The 13,976-nt window shown below is 76.3% G+C and carries 17 protein-coding genes; 10 read left to right on the top strand and 7 right to left on the bottom strand.

Annotated features, from left to right (window positions below; all coding sequences use genetic code 11):
* Positions 1 to 6 precede the first annotated feature (6 nt).
* Together DQ241_RS11305 and DQ241_RS11300 are read right to left on the bottom strand one after the other, a co-directional pair.
* A complete protein-coding gene (locus DQ241_RS11305; protein WP_113830407.1) occupies positions 7 to 1,659 on the bottom strand; it encodes a Na+/H+ antiporter in 1,653 nt (550 codons plus the stop codon).
* A 41-nt stretch (positions 1,660 to 1,700) separates the two neighbouring features.
* On the bottom strand, positions 1,701 to 2,051 hold the full coding sequence (locus DQ241_RS11300; RefSeq protein WP_113830261.1) for a UBP-type zinc finger domain-containing protein: 351 nt from the start codon (positions 2,049 to 2,051) through the stop codon (positions 1,701 to 1,703).
* Positions 2,052 to 2,180: 129 nt separating this feature from the next.
* On the opposite strand from DQ241_RS11300, the gene DQ241_RS11295 reads away from it, so the two are divergent.
* The 3 genes from DQ241_RS11295 to DQ241_RS11285 are packed head-to-tail and all read left to right on the top strand — an operon-like array spanning position 2,181 to position 6,285.
* Positions 2,181 to 3,839, top strand: a complete 1,659-nt coding sequence (locus tag DQ241_RS11295) for an FAD-dependent oxidoreductase (protein ID WP_113830260.1) — start codon at positions 2,181 to 2,183, stop codon at positions 3,837 to 3,839.
* The gene (locus DQ241_RS11290; protein WP_113830259.1) at positions 3,836 to 5,275 is read left to right on the top strand and encodes an ATP-binding protein; all 1,440 of its coding nucleotides are present in this window, start codon (positions 3,836 to 3,838) and stop codon (positions 5,273 to 5,275) included. The genes DQ241_RS11295 and DQ241_RS11290 overlap by 4 nt, the downstream gene beginning before the upstream one ends.
* A gap of 44 nt (positions 5,276 to 5,319) precedes the next feature.
* Positions 5,320 to 6,285, top strand: coding sequence for a zinc-binding dehydrogenase (locus DQ241_RS11285; RefSeq protein WP_233492373.1), 966 nt, complete (start codon positions 5,320 to 5,322; stop codon positions 6,283 to 6,285).
* A 38-nt stretch (positions 6,286 to 6,323) separates the two neighbouring features.
* Here the strand turns inward: DQ241_RS11285 and DQ241_RS20575 are convergent, their stop codons facing one another.
* Entirely contained in the window at positions 6,324 to 6,467 is a 144-nt protein-coding gene (locus DQ241_RS20575; RefSeq protein WP_158545918.1) for a hypothetical protein, read from the bottom strand.
* A gap of 24 nt (positions 6,468 to 6,491) precedes the next feature.
* On the bottom strand, positions 6,492 to 6,983 hold the full coding sequence (locus DQ241_RS11280) for a GNAT family N-acetyltransferase (RefSeq protein ID WP_158545917.1): 492 nt from the start codon (positions 6,981 to 6,983) through the stop codon (positions 6,492 to 6,494).
* Positions 6,984 to 7,068: 85 nt separating this feature from the next.
* Between DQ241_RS11280 and DQ241_RS11275 the strand changes: the two genes are divergently transcribed.
* Both DQ241_RS11275 and DQ241_RS11270 read left to right on the top strand, forming a co-directional pair.
* A complete protein-coding gene (locus DQ241_RS11275) occupies positions 7,069 to 7,527 on the top strand; it encodes a helix-turn-helix domain-containing protein (RefSeq protein ID WP_113830256.1) in 459 nt (152 codons plus the stop codon).
* A 64-nt stretch (positions 7,528 to 7,591) separates the two neighbouring features.
* Entirely contained in the window at positions 7,592 to 8,308 is a 717-nt protein-coding gene (locus DQ241_RS11270) for a dienelactone hydrolase family protein (RefSeq protein WP_113830255.1), read from the top strand.
* Positions 8,309 to 8,373: 65 nt separating this feature from the next.
* Here the strand turns inward: DQ241_RS11270 and DQ241_RS11265 are convergent, their stop codons facing one another.
* Both DQ241_RS11265 and DQ241_RS11260 read right to left on the bottom strand, forming a co-directional pair.
* Positions 8,374 to 9,045: a fasciclin domain-containing protein gene (locus DQ241_RS11265; protein WP_199584414.1), complete on the bottom strand. Its 672-nt coding sequence runs from the start codon at positions 9,043 to 9,045 to the stop codon at positions 8,374 to 8,376.
* 119 nt (positions 9,046 to 9,164) lie between these two features.
* Entirely contained in the window at positions 9,165 to 10,826 is a 1,662-nt protein-coding gene (locus DQ241_RS11260; RefSeq protein ID WP_113830254.1) for a molybdopterin-dependent oxidoreductase, read from the bottom strand.
* Positions 10,827 to 10,985: 159 nt separating this feature from the next.
* On the opposite strand from DQ241_RS11260, the gene DQ241_RS11255 reads away from it, so the two are divergent.
* The 5 genes from DQ241_RS11255 (at position 10,986) to DQ241_RS11235 (ending at position 13,657) form a co-directional block, all read left to right on the top strand.
* Positions 10,986 to 11,591, top strand: a complete 606-nt coding sequence (locus DQ241_RS11255) for a sigma-70 family RNA polymerase sigma factor (protein ID WP_233492372.1) — start codon at positions 10,986 to 10,988, stop codon at positions 11,589 to 11,591.
* Entirely contained in the window at positions 11,588 to 12,382 is a 795-nt protein-coding gene (locus DQ241_RS11250) for an anti-sigma factor (protein WP_113830253.1), read from the top strand. The genes DQ241_RS11255 and DQ241_RS11250 overlap by 4 nt, the downstream gene beginning before the upstream one ends.
* A gap of 65 nt (positions 12,383 to 12,447) precedes the next feature.
* Positions 12,448 to 12,642: a hypothetical protein gene (locus DQ241_RS11245; protein WP_113830252.1), complete on the top strand. Its 195-nt coding sequence runs from the start codon at positions 12,448 to 12,450 to the stop codon at positions 12,640 to 12,642.
* Between the two features lie 42 nt (positions 12,643 to 12,684).
* Positions 12,685 to 13,212 carry a G/U mismatch-specific DNA glycosylase gene (gene mug, locus DQ241_RS11240; protein WP_199584412.1) on the top strand — a complete coding sequence of 176 codons (528 nt, stop codon included), beginning with the start codon at positions 12,685 to 12,687 and terminating at the stop codon, positions 13,210 to 13,212.
* A gap of 4 nt (positions 13,213 to 13,216) precedes the next feature.
* Positions 13,217 to 13,657, top strand: a complete 441-nt coding sequence (locus tag DQ241_RS11235) for a flavodoxin family protein (RefSeq protein ID WP_113830251.1) — start codon at positions 13,217 to 13,219, stop codon at positions 13,655 to 13,657.
* A gap of 60 nt (positions 13,658 to 13,717) precedes the next feature.
* Here the strand turns inward: DQ241_RS11235 and DQ241_RS11230 are convergent, their stop codons facing one another.
* A complete protein-coding gene (locus tag DQ241_RS11230) occupies positions 13,718 to 13,921 on the bottom strand; it encodes a cold-shock protein (protein WP_113830250.1) in 204 nt (67 codons plus the stop codon).
* Positions 13,922 to 13,976: the final 55 nt, after the last annotated feature.

The raw sequence follows: 13,976 nt of genomic DNA, 5'->3' as shown, positions 1-13,976 counted from the left end.
CCGGGGTCAGCGCCGGTCGCGGGTGGGCAGCAGCCCCTCCTCGTGGTCGAGCTCGCGCTCGAGGGTGCGCAGGCTCTCGTCGGGCAGCCGGCCGGTGTCGCGCCACTGGAGCAGTTCGGCGCGCTGGGCGTCGATCACCGCGCGCCGCACCCGCAGCGCGGCCTCGTACTGCGGCGACATCGGGATCTCGCCCGCCTCGGCGTTCTCCAGCACGTCGATCCGGCGCCGGTAGCGGTTCAGCCGCGCGGTCAGCTGGGCGCGCAGCGCGGCGATCGCCTGGTCGTCCACGGCGTCGTGCTCGTCCCGGGCCAGGTCGTCCAGCCGGGACAGCGCCGCCTCCACCGCCGCGGCGCGGGCCTCGTTGCGCTGCCGCGCCTGGTCGGCCTGGTCGGCGCGCAGCCCCAGCGCCCGCACCAGCGGCGCGAAGGTGAGCCCCTGGCCGACGAGCGTGACCAGCACCGCGAGGACGGCGCAGAAGATCAGCAGGTCGCGGTCGGGGAAGGGATCGCCGGCGTCGGTGACGAGCGGCAGCGTGACGATCGCGGCGAGGCTGATCACCCCGCGGGTGCCGGCCCAGCTCAGGACGACGATCTCCCGCCCGGTGAGCCGGCCGTGCGGGGGCCGCTCGCCGTCGACCCCGCCGTCCTGGACGGTCAGCCGCATGTGCAGCGCCTGGGGCATGTGCTCGGTGAGCCAGAGCCACAGCGGGCGCACGAGCAGCACCACGCCGACGGTGATCAGCGACGCGGTCCAGATGGTGGAGGCCGCGTACTCCTCGAGGTTGGCGACGACCGAGGGGATCTGCTGGCCGATGAGCAGGAAGACGACGCCCTCGAGCAGGAAGCCCACGAACCGCCACACGGCGTTGGTCTGCAGCCGGCTGGCGCCCGAGGCCCAGCTGGGGTTGTTGTGCCCGATGACCAGCCCGGCGACCACGACGGCGAGCACGCCGGACACGTGCACGGTCTCGCCGAGCAGGTAGGCGACGAACGGGGTCGCCAGCGAGATCGCGTTGGACGACAGCGGGTCGCTGCGCAGCCGGCGCAGCGGCCGGACGCCGTAGGCGACGGCCACGCCGACGGCCACCCCGCCGACCGCGGCGAACGCGAACTGCCCGATCGCCGCAGGGGTGGAGAAGCCGTCGCCCTCGGCGGCGGCGACCGCCACGGTGAGGATGGTCAGCGCGGTGGCGTCGTTGAGCAGCCCCTCGCCCTGGATCAGCGTGACCAGCCGCGGGGGCAGCCCGACCTTGCGGCCGACCGCCAGCGCGGCCACCGGGTCCGGAGGGGCGACGGCGGCGCCGAGGGCGATGCCGGCGCCGAGCGTGGCGCCGGCGACGAACAGCTCGAAACCGATGCCCACCAGCAGCGCGGTGACCAGCACCAGCAGGACCGAGAGGCTGACCACCGTGCGCAGGTTGCGCTTGATGGCGGTGAGCGAGGAGTCCAGCGCCGCGCTGTACAGCAGCGGCGGGATGACCAGCATCAGGACCAGGTCGGGGTCCAGGCCGACGTTGGGCCCGGGCAGCACCGCGTAGAGGATGCCGGCCAGCGTGAGCAGCGCGGCCTCCGGCAGGCCGGTGCGGGCGGCCACCCAGTGGACGGCGACGATGACGGCGACGGCGCCGAGGACGAGCAGCAGCAGGGTCTCGGCGTGCACCGGCACAGTCTTCCCGACGGTCGGGTGACCGGCAGGGAGGCTCAGTGCAGGTGCGACCGCCAGTCCGCCGGTACGCGGCCGGCCGGCCCGGGCGCCGGCTGGTCCGGCGGGTGGTGCGCGGGCGGTGCCAGGTGGGTCGTCGGGCTGACCGGCGCCTCCGCGGTGAAGTCCCAGAACCAGTCCTCGCCGGGTTCGAAGCTGCGGATCACCGGGTGGCCCGACTCGGCGGCGTGCGCCCGCGCGTGCCGGCTGGGGGAGGAGTCGCAGCAGCCGATGTGGTCGCACTGGGCGCACCGGCGCAGGTGGAACCACCAGCCGCCGGTGGCCTCGCACTCCGCGCACCCCGTGCCGCTGGGGCGCGCCGACGGATCGATCCCGGGACGCGGGTCCATGGCGCTCACCGTACGGAGCGCCGGCCCGCCGCGGAAGCCGTCCGGGGGTGCCCCTGCGGGCCGCCGCCCGGCTAGCGTTGCCGGTGCGCCGGCCGGCCGCGTCGGCGCTCGCCCCGTCGAAGGGACGCCATGGGCACACCGGTCCTGCTCAGCGTGGACGACGACCCGGGGGTCTCCCGGGCCGTGGCCCGCGACCTCCGCCGCCGCTACGGCGGCGAGTTCCGCGTGCTGCGGGCGGCGTCGGCCGCCGAGGGTCTGGAGGCGCTGCGCGAGCTGAAGCTGCGCGGCGACCCGGTCGCGGTGGTGCTGGCGGACTACCGCATGCCCGAGATGAACGGCATCGACTTCCTCGAGATGGCGATGGACCTGTTCCCGCGGGCGCGGCGGGCGCTGCTGACCGCCTACGCAGACACCGAGGCGGCGATCTCGGCGATCAACGTCGTCGACGTCGACGCCTACCTGCTCAAGCCGTGGGACCCGCCCGAGGAGAAGCTCTACCCGGTGGTCGACGCCATGGTGCGGGCCTGGCGGGAGACGCCGGACCCCGAGGTCGTGGGCGTCAAGCTGGTCGGGCACCGCTGGTCGGCGCCGTCGTTCCGGGCCCGCGACCTGCTCGCGCGCAACGCCGTGCCCTACACGTGGTTCAGCGTCGACGAGCCCGAGGGGCAGCGGATCCTGGCCGCCGCCGGCGCGGGCCGCGAGGACATCCCGGTGGTGGTGACGCCGGACGCGCAGGTGCTGCGGCACCCCAGCGAGTCGGAGCTGGCCGCCGTCGTCGGGCTCGCCGTCGAGCCGCGCGAGCAGTTCTACGACCTCGTCGTCGTGGGCGGCGGACCGGCCGGGCTGGGGGCAGCGGTGTACGGGGCCTCGGAGGGGCTGCGCACCGTCCTGGTCGAGCGCGAGGCCACCGGGGGGCAGGCCGGGCAGAGCAGCCGGATCGAGAACTACCTGGGCTTCCCCGACGGGGTGTCCGGCAGCCAGCTGGCCGACCGCGCCCGCCGCCAGGCGGTCCGCTTCGGCGCGGAACTGCTGCTCACCCGGGACGTCGTCTCGCTGGAGGCGCACGGGCCGAAGCGGGTGGTGCGCCTCGACGACGGCCGGGCGCTGGCCGCGCACGCCGTCGTCCTCGCGACCGGCATCTCCTACCGCAGCCTGGGGGTGGACGGCGTCGACGAGCTGACCGGGCGCGGCGTCTACTACGGCTCGGCCATGACCGAGGCCGTGGAGTGCACCGACCGCGACATCTTCGTGGTGGGCGGCGCCAACTCCGCCGGCCAGGCCGCGGTCTACCTCGCCGGCTACGCGAGGTCGGTGTGCCTGCTGGTCCGGGGCGACAGCCTCGAGGCGTCGATGTCGGCCTACCTGATCGAGCAGATCGCGGCGCTGCCCAACATCACCGTCCGCACCTGCTGCTCGGTCGCCGGCACGCAGGGCGACGGCCACCTGGAGGCGGTCACCGTGCAGGACGCGGGCACAGGGGAGCGCGAGACCCTCCCCGCCAGCCACCTGTTCGTCTTCATCGGCGGCGCCCCGCGCACGGGGTGGCTGGACGGCTCCGTCGTCCGCGACGAGCACGGCTTCATCCCCACGGGACCGGCGCTGGTCACCGACGGGCGCCGCCCGCCCGGCTGGCAGCCCGAGCGCGACCCGTACTTCCTGGAGACGAGCCTGCCCGGCGTGTTCGTCGCCGGGGACGCGCGGGCCGACTCGGTGAAGCGGGTCGCCTCCGCCGTCGGCGAGGGCGCCATGGCCGTCACCCTCGTGCACCGGTACCTGGGGGAGCGGTGACGGCGCCGCAGCGGCTGGCCCCGGCCGAGCTGCGGGAGCTGTTCCTCTTCGAGGACCTCGACGACGAGCAGCTGGCCTGGGTGGCGGAGAACGGGGACGTCGTCGAGTGCCCGGCCGGGTCGGACGTCTCGGTGGAGGGCGAGCCGGCGGAGTGCTTCTTCGTGCTGCTGAGCGGCACGATGACGATGAGCCGCCGGGTCGGCGGCAGCGACGTCGAGACGGTGCGCACCGACCACCGCGGCGTCTACTCCGGTGCGGTCCAGTTCTACTTCGGCGACCGGCTCGAGCAGCGCTACCCGGCCACCGTCCGGGCGGTGACCGACTGCCGCTTCCTGGCGCTCCCGGCCGGGCCCTTCGCGGCCGTCTTCCGCCGCTGGTACCCGATGGCGGTGCACCTGCTGGAGGGCATGTTCGTCGGCCAGCGCAACTCCGCGGAGCTGGTCGGCCAGCGGGAGCGGCTGCTGGCCCTCGGCAAGCTCACCGCCGGCCTCACGCACGAGCTGAACAACCCGGCGGCCGCCGCCGCCCGCGCGACCGCGGCGCTGCGGGAACGCTTCGCCGGCATGCGGCAGAAGCTGGCGATGCTCTCGGAGGGCCGGCTCGACGGCGAGGTGCTGCGCGCGCTGGTGGGCCTGCAGGAGGAGTTCGTCGCCGGCATCGACGGGCAGCAGGAGCTCTCGCCGCTGGAGCGGGCCGACGCCGAGGACGAGGTCGGGGCGTGGCTGGAGGAGCGCCGGCTGGCCGGGCCGTGGGACCTGGCCGGCATCTTCGTCGGCGCCGGGCTGGGGACGGCGGACCTCGACAAGGTCTCCGGCGCGGTGGCGCCCGACGCGCTCGAGGCGGCGGTGCGGTGGCTGGCCTACACCGTCGAGACCGAGACCCTGCTGGCCGAGATCGCCGAGAGCACCGGCCGCATCTCGGGCCTGGTCGACGCCGCCCGCCAGTACTCGCAGCTGGACCGCACCCCGCACCGACCGACCGACCTCGCCGCCGGGCTGGACGCCACCCTCGTCATGCTCGGCGCCAAGATCCCGGCCGGCGTGCGGGTGGTGAAGGAGTACGACCGGACGCTCCCGGAGGTGCCGGCCTTCGCCGGCGAGCTGAACCAGGTGTGGACGAACCTGATCGTCAACGCGCTGGACGCGATGGCCGGTCAGGGGACGCTCACGGTGCGCACCGCCCGTGACGGCGACTGCGCGGTGGTCGAGGTCGGCGACACCGGCCCCGGCATCCCGGCGGAGCTGCGGGCGCGGGTCTTCGAGCCGTTCTTCACCACCAAGCCGGTCGGCCAGGGGACGGGGCTCGGCCTGGACGTGTCGTGGCGGATCGTGGTCAACCGGCACGGCGGCGACCTGCGGGTGCGCTCGGAGCCGGGGGACACCTGGTTCTCGGTCGTGCTGCCGCTCACGGAGCCCGCCGGCGCGCCGCGCCCGTGAGGGCGTTCGTGCTGACCGGACCGGGGGAAGGTGCGGTGCAGGAGGTGCCCGACCCCGAGCCGGGAGCCGGCGAGGTGGTGGTCGACGTCGAGCGCGCCGGCGTCTGCGGCACCGACGTGGAGTTCTTCACCGGCGAGATGGCCTACCTCGCCGACGGGCACGCCCGGTTCCCGCTGCGGCTGGGCCACGAGTGGGCCGGCACGGTGTCCGCCGTCGGCTCCGGCGTGGACCGCGCCTGGCTGGGCCGGCGGGTCACCGGCGACACCATGCTCGGCTGCGGGCGGTGCCGCCGCTGCCGGCGCGGGGGCCAGCACGTCTGCGCCTCCCGGCAGGAGGTCGGCATCCGCGGTGGCCGCGCCGGGGCGCTGGCCGAGCGGCTCGCCGTCCCGGCGAGCTCGCTGCACGCCCTGCCGGACGGCGTCGACGCAGCGCTCGGCGCGCTGGTCGAGCCGGGCGGCAACGCGCTGCGCGCCGCACGGGCGGCGGCGGCCGTGCCGGGGGACCGGGTGCTGGTGATCGGCCCGGGCACGATCGGCCTGCTGACGGCGATGTTCCTCCGGGTGGCCGGCGCCGAGGTGCACCTGCTCGGGCTGCCGGGCCCGGCGCTCGACCTCGCCCGCGGGCTCGGCTTCCCGGACGTCTGGACGGCCGGGACGCTGCCCCGCACGCCGTTCGACGCCGTCGTCGACGCCGCCAACGACCCCGGCGGGCCCGCCCGCGCCCTGGAGCTGGTCGAGCCCGGCGGCCGGCTGGTGCTGATCGGGCTGGCCGGCAGCGCCAGCACGGTGGACACGCGGGACCTCGTGCTCGGCGACGTGACCGCGACCGGGGTGCTCAGCGCGTCACCGGCGCTGGCCGGCACGGTCGCCGCCTACGCCGCGGGCCAGGTCGACCCGCGCCCGCTGGTCGCGGCCACGGTCGGGCTCGACGGCGTGGCCGCGGTGCTGGCCGGGCGGCGGCCGGAGGGCGCGGGGCCGGGACCCAAGATCGCCGTCGACCCCCGCCGCTGACCGGGCCGGGCGCTGCCCGGTCCGGTCAGCGGGTGCGGTCAGCGGCGGCTGGCCGCGGCGGTGATCTCGTGCGCCGACTCGACGGTCGGTGCGACGGCGAGGGCGCGCGCGAGCGCGCGTTCCTCGCGCAGGTGGGCGCGGGCCGAGCGGCGCTCGGCGAGCGCGGTGCGCAGACGGGTCATGGGGTGCTTCGCCTCCTTCCCTGCTCAGGCCGGCGCGGGGACGGCGGCGAGCGGGCTCGTCACCGTGACGACGCCGGCGTCGTCGGTCGTGGTGGTCCCCGGGAGGAGCCGCGCGGCCAGCGCGAGGGCAGGCGCGTTGTCCGGCTGGACGTCCGCGGTCACCGTGGTGACGCCGCGGGCCGCCGCCCGCTCGGCCAGCGCGCGCAGCAGCTGGCGGCCGACCCCGGCGCCCTGCCAGCCGTCCTCGACGACGACGGCGACCTCGGCCCGCGCGGGATCGCCGGGGGAGCGGTCGTAGCGCGCGACCCCCACGACGTCGTCCCCGACCACGGCGACCAGCGCCTCCCGGAGGTCGTGGTCGACGTCGACGAGGTGCCGGACGGCGGCCGGCCCGGGACGGCGGATCGGGGCGTGGAACCGGCGGTAGACCGTCTCCGGTGAGAGCCGGTCCCACAGCCGGCAGAAGCGGCCCGCGTCGTCGGGGGCGACGGGCCGGAGGGTCAGCTCGATGTCCACCGCGCGCCTCCTGGGTTCACAGAACGAACCTTCCTCCTCCGATCGAGGTTCGTCAAGTGAACCCAGCAGCGCCTAGACTGCTCCCGTGAGCGAACCCGCGTGGGACCGGTCCCGGTGCTCGGTCGCCGGCACCCTGGCCGTCGTCGGCGAGAAGTGGAGCCTGCTCGTGCTGCGCGAGGCGTTCTTCGGGGTGCGCCGCTTCGCCGAGTTCCAGCGCATCCTCGGCGCACCCAAGGCGGTGCTCACCGACCGGCTGGCGACCCTGGTGGAGCAGGGCATCCTGCAGCGCGTGCCCTACCAGGCCGAGGGCGAGCGGCAGCGGCACGAGTACCGGCTCACCGAGAAGGGCCGCGACCTCTACCCGACGCTGGTGGCCCTGATGCAGTGGGGCGACCGGTACCTGGCCGACGGCGTGCCGCCCATGGCGCTCGAGCACCGCGACTGCGGCGAGCCGGTGCACCTGGGCCTGGTGTGCGGCGCCGGCCACGAGCTGGCCGGCCCGCGCGAGGTGCGCCCGGTGCCGCAGCCGGCCGCCCGCCGCTGACCAGGCGGTTCCTGCCCGCGGTGGCTAGCGTGGTCCCGGTCGCCGTCCGACTGGAGGACCGCCCGTGCCCGACACGACCGTCCCGGGTGCCGAGACCGCACCCGAGCTGCGCGCCCACCTGAGCCGGCCGCCGGTGGGGGAGGGGCCCTGGCCCGGGGTGGTGGTGCTGCACGAGGCGTTCGGGCTGACCGACGACATCCGCCGGCTGGCCGACCGGCTGGCCGCGGCCGGCTACCTCGCCGTCGCCCCCGACCTGTTCACCGCGGGCGGTGCGCTGCGCTGCCTGCAGGGCACCTTCCGGTCGCTGCTGCGCGGCAGCGGGCCGGTGTTCGGCGACATCGAGGCGACCCGGCGCTGGCTGGCCGGGCAGCCGGGGTGCACGGGCCGGGTGGGCGTCGTCGGCTTCTGCATGGGCGGTGGCTTCGCGCTGCTGGCGGCGCCGCGAGGGTTCGACGCCGCCGCCCCGAACTACGGCTGGGTGCCGCGCGACGCGGAGGAGGCCCTCCGGGGCGCCTGCCCGGTCGTGGCCAGCTTCGGCCGGCGGGACCCGGTCCTGCGCAGGGCGGCCGGCCGGCTGCGCGGCGCCCTCGAGCAGCTGGACGTCCCGCACGACGTCGTGGAGTACCCGGGGGCGGGGCACTCGTTCCTCAACCGGCACGGCAGCGGGCCGTTCGGCGTCCTCGAGCGGATCGCGGGCTTCGGCTACCACGAGCCCTCGGCCGAGGACGCCTGGGCGCGCATCCTGGCGTTCTTCGACGTCCACCTGCGCGCGGCGGCCTGACCTACGACGCACGGCGCCGCCCGGCCCCGTGCGGGACCGGGCGGCGCCGTGCGCGCTCGGGTCGGTCAGGCGGCCGGCGGGGTCAGCACCTGGTCGATGATGTAGACGGTCGCGTTCGCCGTCTGCACGTTGCCGCAGATGACGCTCGCCTCGGAGGTGCCCAGCACGGTGCCCTCGGCGGCGACCGAGAAGTCCTCGCCGGAGCCCTCGACGGTCACCTCGTCGCCGTTGAGCGTGGTGTGCGTCCCGGCCAGCTCGTCGGGGGCCAGCCGACCCTCGATCACGTGGTGGGTGAGCACCGCGGTCAGCTGGGCCTGGTCGGCCAGCAGCCCGTTCAGGGCGTCGGCCGGGACCGCCTCGAACGCGGGGTTGGCCGGCGCGAGGACGGTGATGTCCTCGGCGGTGTTGAGCGAGTCCACCAGGCCGGCGGCCGAGACCGCGCTGACCAGGGTGGACAGCGCCGGGTTGTTGCTGGCGGCCGTGCCCACCGGGTCGTCGGTCATGCCGGTGAAGCTGCCCTCGCCGTCGGCGGGAACGGCCGAGCAGCCGGCGCCGAAGGGCTCGTCGGACATGGGCATCGCGCTGGTCTCCGAGGACTCCGAGGAGCTCATGCCGCTGTCGCTGCTGCTCCCCGAGGCGTTGTCGGAGCTGTCGTCCGAGCCGCAGGCGCCCAGCGTGATCACCAGGCTGCTGGCGGCGGTGAGGAGGGCGAAGCGGGGGAGGCGGGTGCTCGTCACGGGTGGTGCTCCTGTCCTGTCCGTGCGACGTCGATGTCGCGGAGGGGTCGTGCGCCGGCCGCGGGTGCGGTCCGGGGGCGTCCCGGCGGGGCCGGGACGTGCTTGGGGGGCGGCCGGGTTCAGCCGGCGATCACCTCGACGGTGTGCCAGCCGCTGGATCCGGCCGGGAAGGGGGCGGCGCGCTCGTCGGTCTGCACCTCGCCGTCGGCGCCGGTGGCCCGGACGGTCACGGTGTGCCGGCCGGCGGGGAAGTCGTAGGGCAGCACCCACTGCCGCCAGAGGTCGGCGTCCACCTGCGGGGAGAGCTCGGCCGGGGTCCACTCGCCGTCGTCGACGCGCACCTCGACGGCGGCGATGCCGCGGGTCTGCGCCCACGCCACGCCGGCGATGGCCCGCCGGCCGGCCGGGAAGCGGCGCAGCGGGGCAGGGGTGTCGATCCGAGAGGCGATCTTGATCGGTCCCTCGGCGGCCCAGTCGCGCTCGGTCCAGTAGGCGTCGAAGTCGTCGTACGTGCCGGCCTCGATGCGGGTCAGCCACTTGCAGGCCGAGACGTAGCCGTACTGCCCGGGGATGACCATCCGGACCGGGAAGCCGTGCTCGACCGGCAGCGGCTCGCCGTTCATCCCGACGGCGAGCATCGCGTCCTCGGTCTCCAGCGCCGCCCGCGTCGAGGCGCCGATGGTCATGCCGTCCGACGAGCGGCAGACCAGCTGCGTGGAGCCGCGACCGATGCCGTGCTCGCGCAGGAACGCGCCGAGGGGGACGCCGAGCCACCGCGCGGTGCCGGCCAGGCCGCCGCCGACCTCGTTGCTGACGCAGGTCAGCGTGATGTCCCGCTCGATCAGGTCGTCGCGGTCGAGCAGGTCGGCCAGCGACCACGTGCGGCCGCGGTCGAACTGCCCGGCCAGCTCCAGCCGGTACTCGGCCGGGCGGATCTGCGGCACGGTGATGGCGGTGTCGACCCGGTAGAAGTCGCCGTTGCGGGTGAACAGCGGGGTCAGCCCGTCCACCTCGGCGGCCAGGTCCGCGCCGGGGGGCAGCGGCGCCGCGGGCGAGGCGGGCCGCGGCAGGGTGATCGCGGCGCGCTCGTCGGCGACGGCGAACCGGCGCTGCAGGAGGCGCCCGCCCCCGCCCGCGGCGGCCGCCACCCCGACGGCCACGCCACCGGTGACGAAGAAGCGGCGGCGGTCCAGCGTCCCGCCCTTCCGGTCCCCGCCGGCGAGGGCGGCGCGCACCCGTTCCAGCGGGGCGGCCGGGGGAGCCTCCGCCGCCGGCGCGCCCGCGTGCCCGGGCACGGCCAGGGTCAGCGGCCGGACCAGCGCCAGGAGCGCCAGGCAACCGGCCAGCGCGCCGGCGACGGAGGGGACTGCGTCGAGGATCCCGCCGGCCGGCCGGGTGGCGGCCGCCACCGCGCCCACCACGCCGAACAGCGCGATGCCGGCGATCCCCATCCGGCGGTCGCGCAGCGAGAGCAGCCCCAGCAGGGCCGCGTAGATCCCGACGAGGACGAGGGTGCCGACGACGAGCGCGACCTTGTCCTGCGCGCCGAAGGTGTCGATGGCGAACTGCTTGACCGGCTCGGGGGTGAGCGGGATGACCGAGTTGCCGACGGCGACGACCGGGGAGGAGGCCGGGCCGATCAGCCCGGCGGCCAGCTCCGCGACCCCCAGCGCGACGGCGGCGGACAGCAGCCCGGCGAGGGCGGCCAGGGGGCGCCGTCCGCGGGCGGTCCCGGCCGGCTCCCCGGCCGCGGTGGCCGGCGTCTGCTCCGTCGTGGTCATGCCAGGTCTTCGCAGGGTGGACGCGAGCGGTTTCATCTCGCACGATCTTTTTCTCCGGCCATCCGGACCGGGGCTGCGGTGCGAACGCCGTGCACAGGGGCAACCGGCCCCACGGGGTGGGGAAGGCGGGCAGCGGTGGTCCTGGCTAGCCTCGACGTCGTGAGTCGTCCGGTCCGGAGGGCGCAGGACGACGTCGCCGACGCGGACCTGCTGGCCCGCCTGCGCGCGGGGGAGCGCGACGCCGTCGACGGGCTGTACGACCGGTACGCCCGCCCGGCCTACGCGCTGGCCCGCCGCATCCTGCTCGACGACGCGCTCGCCGAGGACGTGGTGCAGGAGGTGTTCCTGTCCGTCTGGCGCAACCCCGCCGCCTTCGACGCCGCGCGGGCGAGCCTGTCGTCGTGGCTGCTGGCGATGGTGCACCACAAGGCCGTCGACGCCGTCCGCCGCGAGGAGGCGCACCGGCGCCGCCGCGACCGCGTGGAGGAGGACCTGACCGCCGGGGAGTCCGCGGCCGTGCGGGACGTCGGCGAGGAGGCCGAGGACCGGGTCGAGGCGCAGCGGGTGCGCACCGCCCTGCGCGGCCTGCCGCCCGTGCAGCGCGAGGCCCTGGCCCTGGCCTACTACGGCGGCTACACCCAGCGCGAGGTCGCCGCGCTGACCGGTGTCCCGCTCGGCACGGTGAAGACCCGCATGCTGTCGGGCATGCGGAAGCTGCGCGCGACGCTGTCCGGCGACGTGCTCGGGGACGGGACGACGCGGTGAGCGAGGAACGGTTCGAGGAGGGGCCCGGGCACACCGCGGCCCTCGAGGAGCTGGCGGTCGGCTGGGCGCTGCACGCCCTGGAGCCGGCGGACCGGGCGCTGGTCGACGCGCACCTGCCCACCTGCCCCCGCTGCCGCCGGCTGGTCGACGACACCACCGAGGTGATGGCCGGCCTGGCCGCCGCCGTGCCGGCCGCGGACCCACCCGAGGGGCTGCGCCGCCGCTTGCGTGCCGCCGTCGCCGGCACGGAGCAGGACGTCCCGGTCGCGGCACCGGTCCCGCTGGCGGCGGCGCGCGAGCGGCGGGACGGGCGGCGCCGGTCGGCGTGGACCCGCGGCCTGGTCGCCGCGGGGGTCGCCGCCGTCGTCGGGCTGGGCATCACCACCGTCGTGCTGGACGACGCCCGGGACGACGCGCGGGCGACCGCGACCGCGCAGCAGCAGGTCATCGACGAGCTGCTCCGCCCGGGGCCGGCCACGCTCACGCCGGTGGCCGGCGAGGACGGCCGTCCGGTGGCCACCGTCCTGACCCGGGAGGACGACGTCGCGCTGGTCGCGCACGGGCTCCCCGCGAACGACCGCTCGGCCACCACCTACGTCCTCTGGGGGCTGGGCGAGGGGGAACCGGCGGCGCTGGGCACCTTCGACGTGACCGGCGACGAGGCGGAGCTGCGCCGGCTCGCGGCGCGCGACGCCGGGCGCTTCGCGGGCTTCGGCATCAGCATCGAGGCCGGACGTGCCGCGCCGGCGGCGCCGACCGACGTGGTGGCCAGCGGGGAGCAGCCGGCCTGATCCTTCCGGGTGGGACGCGCCGCGGAGGCCTCGGCGATCGGCTGCTGCGCGCCGATGCTGCCCGCGTGGACGAGGACGGCCCCGACCAGCCGGGTCCCGCCGGGGCGGCGGACCCGTTCCTGGCACGCGTCCTGGCCGAGTACGAGGTGCTCACCGCCGGGCTCGGCGACGTCGAGCGCCGCCGGCTGCTGCGCCACTCCTGGATCGACGAGGACGGCGGGGTGCACGTGCGCCGGCTCCGCGTCGTCGAGGGCGGCTGACCGGCCGCTCGCCGTGCGCCGGCGGCCCGGCAGGATGGGGGAGTGGACGGTGGACCGGGAGCCAAGCCGCTGCCCGACGTCATCGCCCCGGATCTCGACGTGCTGTTCTGCGGAATCAACCCGTCGCTGCGCTCCGCCGAGCGCGGGCACCACTTCGCCCGGCCGGGCAACCGGTTCTGGCCGGCCCTGCACCTGGCCGGGCTCACGCCGCGGCTGCTCACCCCGGACGAGGACCGCGAGCTGCTGCGGTACGGCATGGGGATCACCAACGTCGTCGACCGGCCGACCCGCACCGCGGCCGAGCTGAGCCGCGACGAGCTCGCCGAGGGGGCCGCGGCCCTGGCCGCCCTGGTCGAGCGGTACCGGCCGCGCCTGCTCGCCGTCCTCGGCGTCACCGCCTACCGGACCGGCTTCGGCCGGCCGCGGGCGGCGGTGGGGGAGCAGCCGGAGCGGGTGGGGCGCGCGGTCACCTGGGTGGTGCCGAACCCGAGCGGGCTCAACGCGCACGTCCAGCTCCCGGACCTGGCCCGGATCTACGCCCGGCTGCGGCCGCCGGACCCGGCAGGATGACCGCATGCCACGCCTGCTCGTCGTCCACCACACCCCGTCGCCGGCGCTGCAGGCCGTGCTCGAGGCGGTGAAGGAGGGCATCGCCCTCGTCGAGGAGGTAGAGCCGGTGCTGCGCCCCGCGCTGTCGGCCGGGGCGGCGGACGTGCTCGCCGCCGACGGCGTGCTCCTGGGCACGCCGGCCAACATCGGTTACATGTCGGGTGCGCTCAAGCACTTCTTCGACACGGTCTACTACCCGTGCCTGGACGCCACCGCCGGGCTGCCGTTCGGCGTGTGGGTGCACGGCAACGACGACACGGCCGGGGCGCTGGCGAGCGTCGCCCGGATCACCGGGGCGCTGCGGTGGAAGCAGGCGGCCGCGCCGCTCGACCTCACCGGGGCGCCCGGGCCCGCGGACCTCGAGGCCTGCCGGGAGCTCGCCGCGACGGTGGCCGTCGGCCTCTGACCCCGGGAACGACGAACGGGGGCCACGGCGCGCTGCGCCGTGACCCCCGTCCGGGGTGGATCAGATGGGGCGGACGTTCTCCGCCTGGGGGCCCTTCTGGCCCTGCGTGACGTCGAACTCGACCTGCTGGCCCTCGTCGAGCGAGCGGTAGCCGTCAGCCACGATGGCGGAGTAGTGGCAGAAGACGTCGGCGCCGCCGCCGTCCTGGGCGATGAACCCGAAGCCCTTCTCCGCGTTGAACCACTTCACAGTGCCCTGAGCCATGATGTTTCTCGTTCCGTGCTGGAGGTGACCGGCACGGCAGGTCGCCGGGCCGGGG

Source organism: Blastococcus sp. TF02A-30 (assembly GCF_003319185.1).
GTDB lineage: Bacteria > Actinomycetota > Actinomycetes > Mycobacteriales > Geodermatophilaceae > Blastococcus.
Note: the sequence above shows the minus strand (reverse complement) of the source record. Positions and strands in the feature narration are given on the sequence as shown.

Bases quoted from the DNA above. Each gene is read 5' to 3' on its own strand.
- DQ241_RS11295 (WP_113830260.1), top strand. From the start codon at position 2,181: ATGGGCACACCGGTCCTGCTCAGCGTGGACGACGACCCGGGGGTCTCC.
- DQ241_RS11300 (WP_113830261.1), bottom strand. From the start codon at position 2,051: ATGGACCCGCGTCCCGGGATCGATCCGTCGGCGCGCCCCAGCGGCACG.
- DQ241_RS11230 (WP_113830250.1), bottom strand. From the start codon at position 13,921: ATGGCTCAGGGCACTGTGAAGTGGTTCAACGCGGAGAAGGGCTTCGGG.
- DQ241_RS11260 (WP_113830254.1), bottom strand. From the start codon at position 10,826: ATGACCACGACGGAGCAGACGCCGGCCACCGCGGCCGGGGAGCCGGCC.
- DQ241_RS20575 (WP_158545918.1), bottom strand. From the start codon at position 6,467: ATGACCCGTCTGCGCACCGCGCTCGCCGAGCGCCGCTCGGCCCGCGCC.
- DQ241_RS11235 (WP_113830251.1), top strand. From the start codon at position 13,217: ATGCCACGCCTGCTCGTCGTCCACCACACCCCGTCGCCGGCGCTGCAG.